Here is a 15,662-nt window from a genome sequence, read left to right on the forward strand (position 1 = left end):
AGGGGTAAAACGCAGAACGCCGGCCCACCCTCGGGTGGACCGGCGTTCTGCGCTACTGCGTCACTCCTCCAGAATCGCGACGGCTGCGGCGATGTCGCCGTCGTGCGTCAGCGACAGGTGGATCTTCACCGTCGGCAGGAATTCGAGTGCCATGCCGTGCAGCTTGATCGACGGGCGACCCCATGCGTCGTTGACGACCTCGATCAGCGGGTACGGGTTGTCGCCGATCTGAGGCGGCCTCGCGAACCTGGACGTCGCCCAGGCCTTGAGGACCGCCTCCTTCGCGGCCCACCGTGCTGCATAGTGGCGGGCCGGATCGGAGGACTTCGTCGCCGCATGTCGACGCTCACCCGCGGTGAAGCTGTCGCGGATCATCGTCGTTCCGACTTTTTCCATCTGCTCGGCGAAGTCGGACACCGTCACCAGGTCGAAGCCGACCCCCAGGATCGCCATCTACTTGCACCCCGGCAGGCCGGAACGGTAGACGTCGTCGTCGCCGAGGCGTGCGGCCTCGGTCAGCAGTACGTCCGCTTCGAGCTGGCGCGACGCCGTGGCGGGCGTCCCGTCGTGTCCGAGCCTGCGGTCGTCGGGACGCTCGTAGAGGGCGTCGCCGCCGACCATCGCCGAGATCAGCCTGCGCTGACCGGCGACGCGTCGCTCGTTGGCCTTGGCCACATAGGCATCACGCCGATCGGCGGGAACCGATTCGAGGAACGCCTGCGGGTGGACCACGGCGATCAGTCCGGAGACGTGACCGAAGCCGAGCGAGGTGAGCAGACCCGCCTTCAGCGGCACCGAATCGCCGAACTTCAGCGGTTCGCGCGCCCACACGAGGTGTTCGAACTCGGTCATCTTGTCGTCGACGCAGTCGAGGCTGCGGTTCGGCGGGATGACACCGTTAGCGAGCACCTGGCAGAGGCCGATCAGCTGGAAGGCTGCGGCTCCACCCTTCGAGTGTCCGGTCAGGCTCTTCTGCGAGACGACGAACAGCGGTGCACCGTCACTACGGCCGATCGCCTTCGCGAGACGGGTGTGCAGTTCGGCTTCGTTCGGGTCGTTGGCGGCCGTCGAGGTGTCGTGCTTGGAGATCACGGCGACCTCGTCGGCGTTGACGCCCAGAGCATTCAGAGACAATGCGAAAGCGCTGTCCCTGCCGCCGATACCGGCACTGAGCGCACCGAGCCCGGGAGCCGGGATGGAGGTGTGCACACCGTCGCCGAAGGACTGTGCGTACGCGACCACACCGAGGACCGGCAGGCCCATCTCGAGCGCGAGGTCACCACGTGCCAGCAGGATGGTGCCACCACCCTGCGACTCGACGAATCCGCCACGCCTGCGGTCGTTGGCCCGCGAGAAGCGGCGATCGCTGATTCCCTTGGCGGACATGGCAGCCGAGTCCGCAGTGGCGGACATGTCGCCGAAGCCGATGATGCCTTCGGTGCTCAGGTCGTCGAAACCGCCTGCCACGACCAGCTGCGCCTTGCCCAGCTTGATCTTGTCGACGCCTTCCTCGACCGAGACGGCCGCGGTAGCGCACGCGGCGACGGGGTGAACCATCGCGCCGTAGCTACCGACGTAGGACTGAACCACGTGCGCGGCAACGACGTTCGGCAGTGCTTCCTGCAGGATGTCGTTCGCACGAGCATCGCCGAGCAGGGTGTCGATGTACAGCGAGCGCATCGACTCCATGCCGCCCATGCCGGTGCCCTGTGTGTTGGCAACCAGCGTCGGGTGCGTCCACCGCATCAGCTCCGACGGGTTGAAGCCCGAGGAGATGAACGCGTCGACCGTGCAGACGATGTTCCACAGCGCGACGCGGTCGATCGAGCTCGCCATGTCGGCCGAGATGCCCCACTTGGTGGGATCGAATCCGGTCGGAATCTGTCCACCCACGGTGCGGGTGAGCTTCATCTTGCGCGGAACGCGAATCTCGGTGCCCGCCTTGCGCGTCACCTGCCAGTCGCCGGAATCCGGGACCGGCGTGATCAGCGTGTGCTCGGGATCGGCTGCCGCGAAGGACCGCGCGTCGATCTCGCTTCCGACCACGAACGTCAGGTCGTTGTCGAGGAAGATCGAGGTCATCAGCGGTGCGGTGTTGCCGACCATGGCGCCGTCGTCGCCGTAGGTGCGGATGCCACACCGCTCGACCACGATGTCGTGGTAGCGATCGGCGATCTCCTCTTCGGGGACGAGGTCGCCGGACTCGATGTCGTACCAGCCGGGCTTGGGATCGTTCTCCCACGCGATAAGACCGGTGTTCCATGCGAGCTCGAGAACGCCTGCAGCAGAGAGCTGTTCGTCGACCTCCATCTCGAAGCGGGTACGCGCCGAACCGTACGGTCCGAGCTCACCGGCGCCGACGATGACGACCAGATCCTTCGGGTCGACGTCGAGCGCAGGCCATGCGGGAGCCGTCGTCGCAGCGAGACGCGGCGGTGCGGGCAGTGCGGCGATCACCGAACTGCCCGGTACCTCCTCCGTCTTGTCCGCCGCAGCGGCAGCAGCTTCGCGAGCCAGCTCGACGAGGTTCAGCTTCGTGTTCGCCAATCCGCCGGTCAGGTCGGCGACGACCGGAGCCTGGGCAGCCTGACGACGAGCCGGTGCCTCGCACAGCTTCAGCAGCTCGGTTGCCATCTCGTCCGTCGACCAGGTGCGAACACCTTCGGCTTCGACGGCCTCGACGATGGGGTCGTTGCCGCCCATGAGGCCCGTTCCACGAACCCATCCGATGTGGGCGTGAGCGATGGAAACACGCTCGGCCCAGTTCTTCTCGGATCCCCACTTCGCAGCGATGGCGTCGAGGGCAGCCTTGGACTCGCCGTACGCACCGTCTCCACCGAACATGCCGCGGTTCGGCGAACCGGGCAGCACGACGTGCAGGTGCGTGTCGATGTCGCTGTCGTAGCCGATCTTCGACAGTCCACCGATCAGGCGCTCGACCGACCAGAGAAGCACTCGCATCTCCATCTCGGCGCGGCCACCGGCATCGGTCAGTTCACCGACGACGCGAGGCGCGGCGAACGGGAACAGCATCGTCGGGGTGATACCTGCCTTGACGAGAGTCTTTGCGCCACCGGCACTGTCGACCTGGTCACTACCGATCCACTCGATGAGCGCATCGACATCGGTGTACGACGCGATGTTCGCGGGCACGACCCACAGCGACGCTCCGGCGCGAGCATTCGCCCGGTAGAGGCTGCGGTAGAAGCCGAGTCGCTCGTCGTCGAGACGCGATGTCGTGACGAAGACCGTCGCTCCCCCGGCCAGCAACTTGGCTGCGACCGACGCTGCGATGGATCCCTTGCTTCCACCGGTGATCACGGCGACCTCGTCGGACCACTGGCCCTTCTCGTCGGCAACCACTGCGATATCGGCGATGCGGCCGTACACCTCGGAGAGAACGGCCTTGCCGTCGCCGTCCGCCTTGGCCTTCCACCATTGCGCTTGCGCTGCAACGGCTTTGCCTGCGCCGGCGAAGCTCTCGACTGCCAGGTCACCTGCGGTACCGAGCCACAGACGCGCGAGGTCCTCGCGGGCGGTGGCCCAGCGGTCGTCGATCAGGACTGCACGGCGAGAGTCGAACGCCGGTGCGACGAGTCGCGGCCAGTCCGAACCCAGCTCTGCTGCAACGAGATCGACGAGTTCCGCGTCGGCATTCTCGGCTACGACGGCGTTGGGCGCCTCCGACAGGCCGAGCTGCTCGAGCACCAAGCGTGCGGCCGAGGCCAACACGCCGTCGCGACCGGTGATGTGCTCGGTGAACTCACCGAGAGCAGCCGCGTCGACGGTTCCGCCGCCTCCGCCGCCTGCCGCCGGAAGCGACACTGCGACACCGCGTCGTGCGGCGACCGCGGCGACTGCCGAGTCGATGACCGCGTCGACCGCGTTGCCGTCGGCGAGAGGTCCGTCGGCGAGACCACCGAGCGCTCCGCCTCGCACCGACGCACCGTCACGGGTGCCGAGGGCAACCTCGGCAGTGACGTGCGACGCCCAGCCGTCGCCGAGTTCCCAGGTCTTCTTGACGCGGTCCGCGATCGAGGCCGGACGACGTCCCGACGGCCCGAACACCTTGCGCAGGTGGTCGTTGATCGAGTCGCTCAGCACGGGGCCGAACGGCTTGTAGGTACGAGCCAACTTGTTGACCGTGCCCGAGAGTGCGCCCATGTCGGCGTCGGCGGCACCGTCGATCGCACCGAGCGAGAGCTCGGATCCGAGGTCGACGAGCAGCTGGTTACGTCGCGAGGAGACACCGTCGCATAGAGCTTCGATGGTGTCGGCGGGGCCGATCTGATCGAGCTGCAGCTTGGTCCACAAACCGATCAGGATCTTCGTGGCATCCGCCGCACTGAAGGCGATGTCGTCGGGACGCGGTCCACCGGACGGCGCCGCGGCAGGCGCCGGAGCGGCGGCAGGAGCAGCAGCCGGTGCGGCACTTGCCGTTTCGACCGGTGCGACCTCGTCTTCCTCGACCGGCGCTGGGTCGGTATCGGTGCCGTAGACGATCGCAGCTTCACGCTCGACGTTGAGAACCTCGACCGGGAATCCGAAGCGTCCCGGCAACTTCAGCGTCTGCGAAGCGAGGTTGGCGACGGTCGGCGTTGCGCTGAGACCGATCTCGACGAATCGCTCGACACCGAGTCCGCCCTCGGACTCGTCGGCGAACAGCAGATCCTGGGTCTCGATCCACCGCACCGGGCTGGCGAACTGCCATGCGAGCAGTTCGGTCAGCACGACGCGGCACAGGTCGTGCGTGCGGTCTGCCCACGAGTCGAAGTCCGCGAGGACCTCCGCGAGCGGCTCGGACGGAACCAGATCCGCGATCTCCTGGATGAAGTCGCGCTCGAGCGAGAACGGCTTCGGAACCAGGTTCGGGATGTAGCGGCCGATCAGGATCTCGGGATCGAGGTCCTCCGGCAGCAGTGCCTGCAGGCGGCTGCGGAAGTCCGCGACGCCACCGCGCAGAACCGTCGAGTGGAACGGCACGTCGATGCCGGGAACGAGGATGAACGCTGCCTTGCCACCGAACTCGGCGCGACGGATCGCGATCTTCTCCTCGAGCACGTCGAGGCCGGCGACCGTGCCTGCGATGGCGTACTGCGAGCCGCGCAGGTTCAGGTTGACGATCTCGAGGAACTCGCCGGTCTCCTCGGCGACACCGGCGACGAACGCCTGCACGTCGGCGTCGGCGAGACCGATCTGCGACGGCCGGATCGCGGCCATGCGGTAGTTGCTTCGACCTGCCGCGTCGCGAGGCACGAGTGCGTGCATCGCCGAGCCGCGCTGGAACACGACCTCCAGAACAGCTTCGAGCGGAAGCACACCGGCGACTGCCGAAAGTGCGTTGTACTCGCCCACCGAGTGTCCGGCGAGGATCGAGTTCTCCACGAACACACCGGCTTCACGGAGCTCGGCCACCTGTGCCACGCCGAGGACCGCCATGGCGACCTGGGTGAACTGGGTCAGGTGCAGAACACCGTCGGGATGCTTGTGCGTGACGCCGCGTGCCTTGAGCGTCGTCGGGTTGTCGCGCACGACAGCGAGGATCGAGAATCCGAGAGCCTTGCGGGTGTGCTTGTCGGCACGCTCCCAGACCTCGCGGGCGGCCTTCGACCGCGAACGAGCGTCGAGACCCATGCCCTGACGCTGGATGCCCTGGCCGGGGAACGCGTAGACGGTCTTCGGTGCCGCGGTCCGTCCGGTGGCGACCATGACGAGGTCGCCTGCGACGCGGCAGGACACCTCGACGATCTCGGCACCCTGGTCGAATCCGGTGCGGTCGACGCGCACGTCGATCTCTGCGCCCGGGCGAACCATGCCCATGAAGCGCGTGGTCCATGCCGTCAGGCGACGCGGCGGAATCTTGGTGTCCGCGTAGTCGATTGCGGTGACGACCTGCTGGGCGGCAGCCGAAAGCCACATGCCGTGCACGATCGGGCTCCCGAGCCCGGCGAGCAGCGCTGCCGGGTCGGACGTGTGAATCGGGTTGTGGTCACCGGAGACCTGCGCGAACGCAGCCATGTTCCGCGGCGCGAGAATCGTGGTCTGGCGACGACGGCGACGCGGGGTGTCCTTGGCCTCCGCCGAGACCGAACCACCGGCACGAGCCGGATCCGCGAGCTCGCCCTTGCCGGTACGTCCGCGAATAGCGAAGCGCTCCACCAGGGTTGCGACGGCCGGTGCGTCCAGACCTTCGCCCAGTGCCGCACCGATCTCGACGCGGACCTCGACGACGCGGCCCATGTCGGTGTCCAGTACGTCACCGGCCGCGGCCTTGACGACGAGGATGGACGGGTCCTCGGGCAGCGTGCCGACGAGGTTCACCGTGTGGTCGAGGTGAACGAGATCGAGCATGCCCTCGATGACGTCCACGCCGCTCTGCGTCTTCGTGGCGCCGAGGACGGCGAACACAGCAGGCCAGCAGGCGCCGACGAGCACATCGGGAACAGCCTTGCCGCTGACCGCAAGCGATTCGGGCAGACCCGATCCGGTCACGCCTGCGTGGTCGGCGACCAAGTCGGGAATCCACGCGAGGTTGAGGAAGGCGACGCCGTTCTTGACCTTCGGAAGTTCCTGTCCGGCAGCGACTCCCAGCAGGTCGGACATCGAGGACTGCGCGTCCTCGGCCGTGACGACGGGTGCGCCGCCGTCGATCGTCGACGCGGGGACGGTGAGGCGGATGCGCACCTCCTTGCCCGGTGCGAGCGGAACCGTCAGCTCGACGTGATCCGAATCCAGGACCGTCAGAGTCGACCCGGTCTGCGGGTGCGATGCGACGGTATCGGAGTCGACGACCCACTCGGCCGGATCACCCAGTCGCGCAACGGGGTTCTGCGTCATACGCGATGCCCAGTTGACGTCGGGTGCGGCCAGGACGATACCGAGCAGCCCCGGTGCGATGTCGGCGTGACGACGGCTCGCGACGGAGAGTGCTTCGACTCCCTCGGCGACGAGTTCGTCGGCGGCCGCCTTCTCGAAACGGTTCAGCAGGTCACCGACCGGCTCGTCGACGCGCGTGATGCCCGCGACGGCGACGGTGCCCGGGATGATGCAGACCTGATCGGCGGAGTAGCGCGGATCGTGCGCCTGCCACAGCGAGTCGCTGCGCCACCAACGACGCACGTCACCATCGACGACGGGCACGAAGTTGACGGGCTTGCCCGGCATCCGGCACAGCGCGGTGAAGAACGTGACGTCTGCGGGGTGAAGAACCACCTCGTTCGCGTCGGCGAATTGCGCGAGCAGAGAGCGCAGTGCAGCGCGAGGACGCTCGAGGGTGTCGACGTCGGAGAACAGCGTCGGGATGGGTCCACGATCGACCGGGTGCAGGCGAGCCTCGGTACGCTGCAGCATCTCGAGGAAGCGGGTGCGCCACGTGACGTCGATCCAGACGGACTCGGTCGCCTCGTCGATGGCGTCGGTGAACTCACCACCGCAGTCGAATTCACGGTGGACGTCGGCGCCGATCGCGAGATCGAGGTACCGCTCCAGCCACTGCGCGTACGTCATCTCCGCGACGTCGCCGAAATACGGCTTCGCGGTGCCGTCGAGCGCTGCGATGATCTCGTCGCGACGCTTGGCGACCGCGTCACCGTCGCCGGCGACCTCGTCGAGCAGGCGACCGCATCGCGATGCCGCATTGTCGATCTCGTGGATGTCCGCGCCGAGCTGGCTACGGCCGGAGGCCATTCCGCCGTTCGCGGTACCCGCGCCGACCCAGTCGGGGGTTCCGGGGGTGTCGACGAGAAGCTGCTTGACCTCGGGAGCCGTCGTAGCTTCCAGAGCGGCCATCGCCGCGGTGCCGACGAGGATGCCGTCGAGCGGCATCTTCGGGTATCCGGCGCCGAGCGACCAACGGCCCGTCAGGTATTCGGCCGCACGCTCGGGCGTTCCGATGCCGCCACCGACGCAGATGACGAGGTTGGGGCGCGAACGGAGCTCCGCGTAGGTCGACAGGAGCAGGTCGTCGAGGTCCTCCCACGAGTGGTGTCCACCCGCGCGGCCACCCTCGATGTGGGCGATGACCGGGAAGGACGGAACCTCGCTCGCGATACGAATGACCGCACGAATCTGCGCGACGGTACCCGGCTTGAACGCGACGTAGCTGAAGCCGGCCTCGGTCAGCTCGTCGATGATCGTGACGGCTTCTTCGAGCTCCGGGATACCGGCGGTGACGACGACGCCGTCGAACGGAGCACCGGCAGCGCGGGCACGCGGAACGAGACGCTTGCCACCGACGTGCAGCTTCCACAGGTACGGGTCGAGGAACATCGAGTTGAACTGCACGCCGCGGCCCGGCTCGAGCAGTCCTTCGAGCTTCGCGACGTGGTCGGCGAAGATCTGCTCGGTGACCTGGCCGCCACCTGCGAGTTCTGCCCAGTGGCCTGCGTTGGCTGCGGCTGCGACGATCGCGGGATCGACCGTCGTCGGCGTCATGCCTGCGAGGAGGATCGGCGAACGGCCGGTCAGCTTCGTGAACGAGGTCTCGACGACGACGCGGCCGTCCGGCAGCGTGACCGGCTTCGGCGCGAACTCGGACCATGCCGGCTGAACCTCGGGAGCGGCGCCCGGGGTGAGCAGGTTGCGGTGGCCGCCGCGAGTGGACGCCGCGATGATTCCGACGCCCTGGCCACGCAGGCCGGGCACCGTCATGCGGGTGAGGATGTCACTGGGGCCGAGGTCGAGAATCCACTCGGCGCCTGCGTCGATCACTCCGTCGATCTCGGTGACCCAGTCGACGGGGTCGACGAGAATGCGCTGCGCGAGGCTGCGCGCGACCTCCACGTCGAGACCGGTGCGCTGCGCCCAGGCGGCGACGAGGTCGACGGCGTCGGCCAGAGCGGGATGGTGGAATCCGACCTCGACCGGGAGCGGTTCGAAGACCGGCGCGAACGTGGAACCGCCACGCTTCTTCGCTTCACGCTCACGCTCTTCCTGCGCGGCGATCTGCTCGCAGCGTTCCTGGACGCGGGCGAGCTGTGCGGGCGGTCCGGCGAGGACGACGCGGCGGCGTCCGTTGCGGATGGCGAGAACAGCTGAACGCTCGGGGGCACCGTCGACGGCCAGCTCGTCGACGATGGCCTGCAGACGCTCCGGCTCGACGCCCGAAACCGACACCATGGGTGCGCGGTCGGCGGCACCGATGATGCCGCGACGACGGGCGACGAGACTCGCTGCGGCACCGATCAGCTGCGCAACCGCGAGAAGACGCGCGTCCTCGCCGCCGTGGCTCGCGACCGACTCCGCGGCGATGAGGCCCTGAGAGTGGCCGATGACGGACACCGGAGGTGCCGCAGCGGGATCGAGACCCTGCAGCTTCAGCGCGCGCAGCGCAGCGACCTGCGTGAGGAAGACGCCGGGCAGCGAGACGGCAGCGGACGTCAGCGCAGCCTCGGAGGGACCGAAGGAGGCGACACTCTCTTCGTCGTCGGCGAGATCCTGCTCGAGCATCCACCCGATCGGGTCGAATCCGACCGAGCGCACGACGAGGAGATCGTCGGCGACGGGAGCCAGGATGGCTGCGGATTCGTTGACGAGATCGGTGAGCTCGGGTTCGAGTGCGGAGTCACGAGCGAGTTCCTCGAGGGAGCTCAGCCACGGCGACCCCTGACCGCCGAATGCGAGGGCATAGGGTTCGCCGGCCGCGAAGCGATCGGCGAGGGTACGAGGGGTTCCACCGCTCCTGGGTGATCTGCCCGCGCCCTGTCCGTGTGAAGGCGTGCTCTCGTTGATCGTCAAGGTGGAAGATTCCTCTCGTGAGCAACTCGGGGGGTCGAGGTTGCTTCGTCGGGTGGTGCCGTGACCGGCGCGCAGAACAGCGACATGCTTCTCGAGCGAGACCCGCTGGCAACGAGTGGCTCCATCCGCGTGAAACCAGGTTGGCACAAAATCATGAGGAAATCCTCACGTTTCGTTTGACGTCCAACTGCTACCCGCGAGTAAGCGTTGCGCGACGCCTTTACCGTGCGTTGAACCGACTCGCCGGTAACCACCATCGGCGCAGGCACAGCGCAGATCGAACGCCGGTGAACATGAGGAAACCCTCGGATTTTTCGTTATTGTTTCGTTATGTGAAGCTCGCCACACCGGAACGTCCTTGTCGCCGATCACCGAACTTGTCGGTGCCCTCTTGTAGCTTCCGCGCCACGCAACCAACAGGGGGGTTCATGTATTCGCCAGTAACACATATCGATTCGCGTCGGAACGACTACCGGTCGGTGGTCGAGGCGGTCGCGTCACGCGTCGAGAAACTCGCGCCGCGCGCTACAACGCCGTTCTGGTTTCCGGGGTGGCCACAGGAGATCGAAGCGGCATTGCTCGACGCCGTCTATTCGGCTCGCGCCTCGTACGGCGGCGAGAACAGCGGGGTCCGTCGTGTCGTAGCGCAGTGGCGAGCGCATCGCGGGGGTGGGTCGCTGGACGATCTCGGCATGCTCGCCTCGTTCGTCGATGATCCGGAAGCTCTCGCGAACATTCTCGGTAACCGCCAGCGCGTTGCGGGCAACGCGATGACGAAGGCCGAGGCAGCCGCACGCGCGGCGGCCGCGTTGATCGCAGCGGGTGCGACGCGGACCGACGACCTCGTGGATCCGTGGGACGAACAGCACGCCGAACAACTCGCCGAACAATATGCCGAACAATACGACGCGTTCACCTCGATCACAGGCATCGGCACCAAGACCTGGGATTGCCTTCTGTTTCTCACCGGTCGACGCAGGCAACAGGATTTCGAGCTGCTGACGAGCTTCGTCTCGTCGACCGTCGGCCACGACGTCGACGATTGCACCATGCTGAAGCTGATCGGCGACGCCGCAGCAACGCTCGACACCGACGCGGCAAGCGTGGAACACGCCCTCTGGAGGGTGTTGCGCAGACCCGCACCCCGAAAGAAGGTGAGCGCCTAAGCGCGGTCGATCAACGCGGCTACACCGTCGAGAATTCGTTCGACTCCGAACTCGTACTCGTGGACGGGATCGCTCGCGGCGTCGTAGGACGTCGCCGCGGCGGTTCCGACACGAGACGCCAACGGATAACGGTCGTCGCCCATGACTCGTTCGAGCACCGGCGAGGTCGATTCCCACCACTGCGCGTCGGTCATGCCGGACTCCTCACGCACACGGTTGAACCGGGCGAGTGCTCGGGCGGTACCCGTCACATGCGTGAGAACAAGGGCCAGCACCGAATCCATGTCGACGTCGGACAAGCCGACGCCGTCGATGACGCGGAGCTCGGCCTCGTACTTCTCGATCGTGTGCGGTCCGAGAACGGCACGTGGCCCCTGAGCGTCGAGTAACCACGAATGACGTTGATACAGAGTCCAATTGCGCTCGGCGACGAATCGAAGACCCTCGCGCCACCCCTCGGTTGCAGCCTTCGGTTCGTCGACCGTCGAATACAGCGAGCCGAGTGCGCTGTCGACCATGAGGTCGGTCAACTCGGCCTTTCCGTGGACGTGAGTGTAGAGCGACATCGCGCCCACACCGAGCGCGTCGGCAAGCCGACGCATGGAGACTGCGTCGAGTCCCTCGGCGTCGGCGAGTTCGATCGCCGCGGCAACGATCGAATCGACGGTCAGCCCGGACCGGCTCGGCTTCTCGTTCGTCCGCCACAACAGTTCGAGTGAACGCGCGGGATCGAACGCGGATTCCTTCTTGCTCACCACGTCTGCACAGTACGCCGTACGCCGACCGCGGCCGCCCCATCCCTCCGGCAACTGCACGTGCGATCCCGCCGAGATGGCGTTGTAGACTTGCCGAGCACTCGCGCGAGTGGCGGAATTGGCAGACGCGCTGGATTTAGGTTCCAGTGTCTCAGGACGTGGGGGTTCAAGTCCCCCCTCGCGCACTTGTTGCTCTCGCCACCGAACTACCCGATGTAGTAGCCCCTCGGGTACCGTCGGGGTGTGGCAAAATCCCGCTCTCATCACCGGCCTGCACTGATCGTGCTGGTCGTCGTGTCGGCGTTGGGATGCCTTGCGCTCGGATGGTGGCAATGGGAACGCTTCGAATCGGTCGGTGGTGACGGCCAGAACCTCGGGTACGCCTTCCAGTGGCCGCTGTTCGCTGCGTTCGTCGTGTACGCCTACCGGCAGTTCGTCCGGCTGGAAGAGGACAAGGACGACGACACCGTCGACGCGGCGGTCACCGAGGACGTCGTGCGTGAGATACCCGCCGACCTGCTTCCCCAGCGCCCGACGCCCAGCGTCGAGTCCGACCCGAGCGACCCCGAAGCTCGCCAACTGCGCGAGTACAACAGCTATCTCGCGGAGCTCGATCGCTCCGAACGTCACGACAGGAGTACTACGTGAGCACGGCACCGGAGAAGTCCGCATCCACCGACAGGACCAAGAAGATCGCGTCGGCGCTGCTGCGTTACCGGGTCCTGGCCTACGTCACGGGCATCTGGCTGCTCGTGCTGACCGGCGAGATGGTCGCGAAGTACATTTTCAAGGTCGAGAATGTTCCGAGCTGGATCGCCGTCGTACACGGCTGGGTCTACCTCGTCTACCTCATCCTGACGATCGATCTCGCGATCAAGGTTCGGTGGGCGGCGCCGCGCACCATCGGCACGCTGCTCGCCGGCACCATTCCGTTCCTGTCGTTCTACGTGGAGCACATCCGCACCAAGCAGGTCAAGCGCGACTTCGGCGTCTGAACCTGGTGTCGCCGACGGCAATTCACCGTCGGCGACAGCACATCACTTCGTCAGCGCCTGCAGTGCGGGTGCCAGCAATCGGAGCGCCCTACCGCGGTGCGACGCGGCGTCCTTCTCCTCGGGACCGAGCTCGGCTGCGGATCGGCCGTCGCCCTCGGGCACGAATACCGGGTCGTAGCCGAAACCGTTGTCCCCCAGCGGAGTACGAGCGATCACGCCTCGCCACTCCCCTCGCACGACGCTCTCGTTACCCCCGGGAACCGCCAGGGCACACGCGGACACGAACCCCGCACCCCTGCGTTCGTCGGGCACATCCTGCAATTGAGCGAGCAGCAGAGCAGTGTTGGCGTCGTCGTCGCCGTGCGCTCCCGACCACCGCGCCGACAGCACCCCGGGCATCCCGTTCAGCGCATCCACTTCGATTCCGGAATCGTCTGCAACACAGGGCATCCCGGTCGCCGCAGCACCGTCGCGGGCCTTGGCGAGCGCATTCTCCTCGAATGTCGCCCCGGTCTCGGGCGCCTCCGGGAACTCGGGAACCTCGTTCAATCCGACGAGTTCGATGCCGGAGATTCCCTCGGCGTCGAGAACGCGCCGCAACTCACGTAATTTCTTCGCGTTGCGGCTCGCGACGAGCAGCTTCACGTCAGGCACCGAATTTCTTCTTCGACGTCTCGGCGACGGGCTCGGGCAGAACACCGGGGTACGGCTCGGCCAGCGCGGCCTTCTGCACCTCGAAAAGCTTCTCGGTGCCCGCGAGTGCGGAGTCGAGCAGCTTGTCCAGCGTCGAACGCGGGAACGTCGCACCCTCGCCGGTGCCCTGGATCTCGACGAGCGTCCCCGTGTCCGTGGCGACGACGTTCATGTCGACCTCGGCGCGCGAATCCTCCTCGTAGGGGAGGTCGAGACGCACTCGCCCGTCGACGACACCGACGCTCACCGCGGCGATGGCACACGAGATCGGCTGCGGATCCGCGAGACGGCCCGCAGCACGCAGGTACGTCACGGCGTCGGACAGAGCGACGAACGCGCCGGTGATCGCGGCCGTGCGGGTACCACCGTCGGCCTGCAGAACGTCGCAGTCCAACGCGATCGTGTTCTCGCCGATGGCCGCGAGATCGATGCATGCGCGAAGGGAACGTCCCACCAGCCGCGAGATCTCCTGGGTGCGACCACCGACCTTGCCCTTGACGGACTCGCGGCCGCTGCGCGTGTGAGTCGCGGCGGGCAGCATCGCGTACTCGGCGGTGAGCCAGCCGAGGCCCGAGCCCTTACGCCACCGCGGAACACCTTCCTCGACACTGGCCGTGCACATCACTCTCGTGTTGCCGAATTCGACCAGCACCGAACCTGCAGGGTTGCTGGTGAAACCGCGGGTGATCTTGATGGGGCGGAGTTCGTCGTCCGCTCTTCCGTCTTCTCGTCTCGACACGCTTGCCACCCTAGCGATTCCCGCAACCTGGGTCATTCCGCAGGCTCCACTCCCTGCCTATCCCGGTATCAGACCGTGAAGACATCTCCCGGCAAGACCGCGTGCACCGGTCCGCTGAATTCCGCTTTCGCTTCCGCGATGACGTCCTCGCGCGACGTCCACGGCGGAATGTGTGTCAGCAGGAGCTCACCGACTCCTGCCTCACGCGCGAGCTGGCCTGCCTCGGTACCCGAGAGGTGCACTCCCACGGGACGATCTGCGGCATGCGTCCACGACGCCTCCGACAGCAGCACGTCCGCGCCCTGGGCGACGTCGCGCACCGCCTGACACATTCCGGTGTCGCCGGTGTAGGCAAGAATCTTTCCCTCGCCGGTGGTGATGCGCATTCCGTAGGACTCCGGCGGGTGGTACACCTGCCGGGTGTGGACGGTCAGTCGGCCGTGCTGAATGGTGCGCCCGTCGGCCCAACGGCGAAGATCCAGAGTGTCCGACATGTCGTCGATCTGTCCGCCGCATTCGGCGGATGCGACGCCGAGCCGGAACGCAGTGTCCTTCGGGCCGTAGACGACAGCGCGACCCTCGGGCGGATTCGGATGGTATCGACGCCACACGAGAAGACCAGGAACGTCGAGGCAATGATCTGCATGCAGATGCGACAGGAAAACGCTGACGTCGCCGGGATCTGCGTACCGCTGCAATGCGCCGAGAACGCCGGGGCCGAAGTCGAGAACCACCGGTGACGTTTCCGGTTCGTCGAGAAGGTAGCCCGACGCCGGAGAGTCTGGTCCCGACACACTCCCGGAACATCCCAGGACGGTAATTCGCATGTCTGTCATGCTGCCACGACTTTGCCCGGCGCCGAAACGATCGGCGAGTTTTCACAGCGTGAATTCGACGCTTCGTTCCGGGGCGGCCACCACGATCGAACGTCCGTCCGCGACACCGTGGCTACGAGTCAGGACAGAGACTTCTGCCTGCGTGCCTGACGTGCGTCCGCCGACAACGTCCATGCGGCAACCACTCCGCCGACGGCGCCGAACAAGTGCCCCTGCCACGAGACGAAGGCATCGGTCGGTAACACACCCCACAGGGCGCCGCCGTAGATGACGAAAACCACGACACCGATGGCGAGTTGACCGAGGTTACGGGCGAAGATGCCGCGCGTCAGCAGATAGGTGATCCATCCGAAGATCAGAATCGACGCACCGATGTGGTTGGTGCCCGCTCCCGCCGTCAGCCACGTTCCGACGCCTCCGAGAACCCAGATGATGCCGGTGGCCGTGAGTCCACGACCGATTCCGGAGAGCAACACCAGAAACCCGAGGACGAGAACGGGCACGGTGTTCGCGATCAGATGCGTCCAGTCGTCGTGCAGCACAGGCGCGAACAGAATGCCCCATAGGCCGTCGACGGTGCGAGGGTTGATTCCCGCATCCTCGACACGACTTCCCGACGCGACATCGATCAGCTCGATGATCCACAGCAACAGGACGAATCCGCCGACGACCATCGCGGCCTGTTGCCACACCGGGCGCTTTGGCGTCGGGGCAGGCAGATACGGGTTCGCGGTCATACGACG

Annotated in this window: 10 protein-coding genes and 1 tRNA gene; 4 read left to right on the forward strand and 7 right to left on the reverse strand. The window is 66.6% G+C overall.

Going from position 1 to position 15,662, the window contains the following annotated elements; all coding sequences use genetic code 11:
* Positions 1–60: 60 nt before the first annotated feature.
* Both DK926_RS17715 and DK926_RS17720 read right to left on the reverse strand, forming a co-directional pair.
* Positions 61–453, reverse strand: coding sequence for a holo-ACP synthase (locus DK926_RS17715; protein WP_068421023.1), 393 nt, complete (start codon positions 451–453; stop codon positions 61–63).
* Complete coding sequence (locus DK926_RS17720; RefSeq protein ID WP_114331496.1) at positions 454–9,735, reverse strand: type I polyketide synthase; 9,282 nt, start codon at positions 9,733–9,735, stop codon at positions 454–456. It abuts the gene before it with no gap.
* A gap of 428 nt (positions 9,736–10,163) precedes the next feature.
* Here DK926_RS17720 and DK926_RS17725 point away from each other — a divergent pair, with 428 nt between their 5' ends.
* A complete protein-coding gene (locus DK926_RS17725) occupies positions 10,164–10,901 on the forward strand; it encodes a hypothetical protein (protein WP_125833413.1) in 738 nt (245 codons plus the stop codon).
* Here the strand turns inward: DK926_RS17725 and DK926_RS17730 are convergent.
* Positions 10,898–11,659 carry a TetR/AcrR family transcriptional regulator gene (locus DK926_RS17730; protein ID WP_114331498.1) on the reverse strand — a complete coding sequence of 254 codons (762 nt, stop codon included), beginning with the start codon at positions 11,657–11,659 and terminating at the stop codon, positions 10,898–10,900. The genes DK926_RS17725 and DK926_RS17730 overlap by 4 nt on opposite strands.
* A 100-nt stretch (positions 11,660–11,759) precedes the next feature.
* Between DK926_RS17730 and DK926_RS17735 the strand changes: the two genes are divergently transcribed.
* The 3 genes from DK926_RS17735 (at position 11,760) to DK926_RS17745 (ending at position 12,651) form a co-directional block, all read left to right on the forward strand.
* A tRNA-Leu gene (locus DK926_RS17735) sits at positions 11,760–11,841 on the forward strand.
* Positions 11,842–11,899: 58 nt separating this feature from the next.
* Positions 11,900–12,304: a transcriptional regulator gene (locus tag DK926_RS17740; RefSeq protein ID WP_165839601.1), complete on the forward strand. Its 405-nt coding sequence runs from the start codon at positions 11,900–11,902 to the stop codon at positions 12,302–12,304.
* Entirely contained in the window at positions 12,301–12,651 is a 351-nt protein-coding gene (locus DK926_RS17745) for a DUF3817 domain-containing protein (protein ID WP_068421014.1), read from the forward strand. Before DK926_RS17740 ends, DK926_RS17745 begins: the two co-directional genes overlap by 4 nt.
* 42 nt (positions 12,652–12,693) lie before the next feature.
* Here DK926_RS17745 and rdgB read toward each other — a convergent pair whose 3' ends face one another.
* From rdgB to DK926_RS17765, 4 genes are all read right to left on the reverse strand, one after another.
* Positions 12,694–13,305, reverse strand: a complete 612-nt coding sequence (rdgB, locus tag DK926_RS17750; RefSeq protein WP_114331499.1) for an RdgB/HAM1 family non-canonical purine NTP pyrophosphatase — start codon at positions 13,303–13,305, stop codon at positions 12,694–12,696.
* A complete protein-coding gene (gene rph / locus DK926_RS17755) occupies positions 13,298–14,083 on the reverse strand; it encodes a ribonuclease PH (RefSeq protein ID WP_068421010.1) in 786 nt (261 codons plus the stop codon). The genes rdgB and rph overlap by 8 nt, the downstream gene beginning before the upstream one ends.
* A gap of 68 nt (positions 14,084–14,151) precedes the next feature.
* On the reverse strand, positions 14,152–14,910 hold the full coding sequence (locus DK926_RS17760) for a cyclic nucleotide-degrading phosphodiesterase (protein WP_174551340.1): 759 nt from the start codon (positions 14,908–14,910) through the stop codon (positions 14,152–14,154).
* A gap of 128 nt (positions 14,911–15,038) precedes the next feature.
* The gene (locus DK926_RS17765) at positions 15,039–15,656 is read right to left on the reverse strand and encodes a rhomboid family intramembrane serine protease (RefSeq protein ID WP_114331500.1); all 618 of its coding nucleotides are present in this window, start codon (positions 15,654–15,656) and stop codon (positions 15,039–15,041) included.
* Positions 15,657–15,662: the final 6 nt, after the last annotated feature.

The organism is Rhodococcus sp. Eu-32 (assembly GCF_003336925.1).
GTDB lineage: Bacteria > Actinomycetota > Actinomycetes > Mycobacteriales > Mycobacteriaceae > Rhodococcoides > Rhodococcoides kyotonensis_B.

Bases quoted from the DNA above. Each gene is read 5' to 3' on its own strand.
- DK926_RS17765 (WP_114331500.1), bottom strand. From the start codon at position 15,656: ATGACCGCGAACCCGTATCTGCCTGCCCCGACGCCAAAGCGCCCGGTG.
- DK926_RS17760 (WP_174551340.1), bottom strand. From the start codon at position 14,910: ATGCGAATTACCGTCCTGGGATGTTCCGGGAGTGTGTCGGGACCAGAC.
- DK926_RS17725 (WP_125833413.1), top strand. From the start codon at position 10,164: ATGTATTCGCCAGTAACACATATCGATTCGCGTCGGAACGACTACCGG.
- DK926_RS17715 (WP_068421023.1), bottom strand. From the start codon at position 453: ATGGCGATCCTGGGGGTCGGCTTCGACCTGGTGACGGTGTCCGACTTC.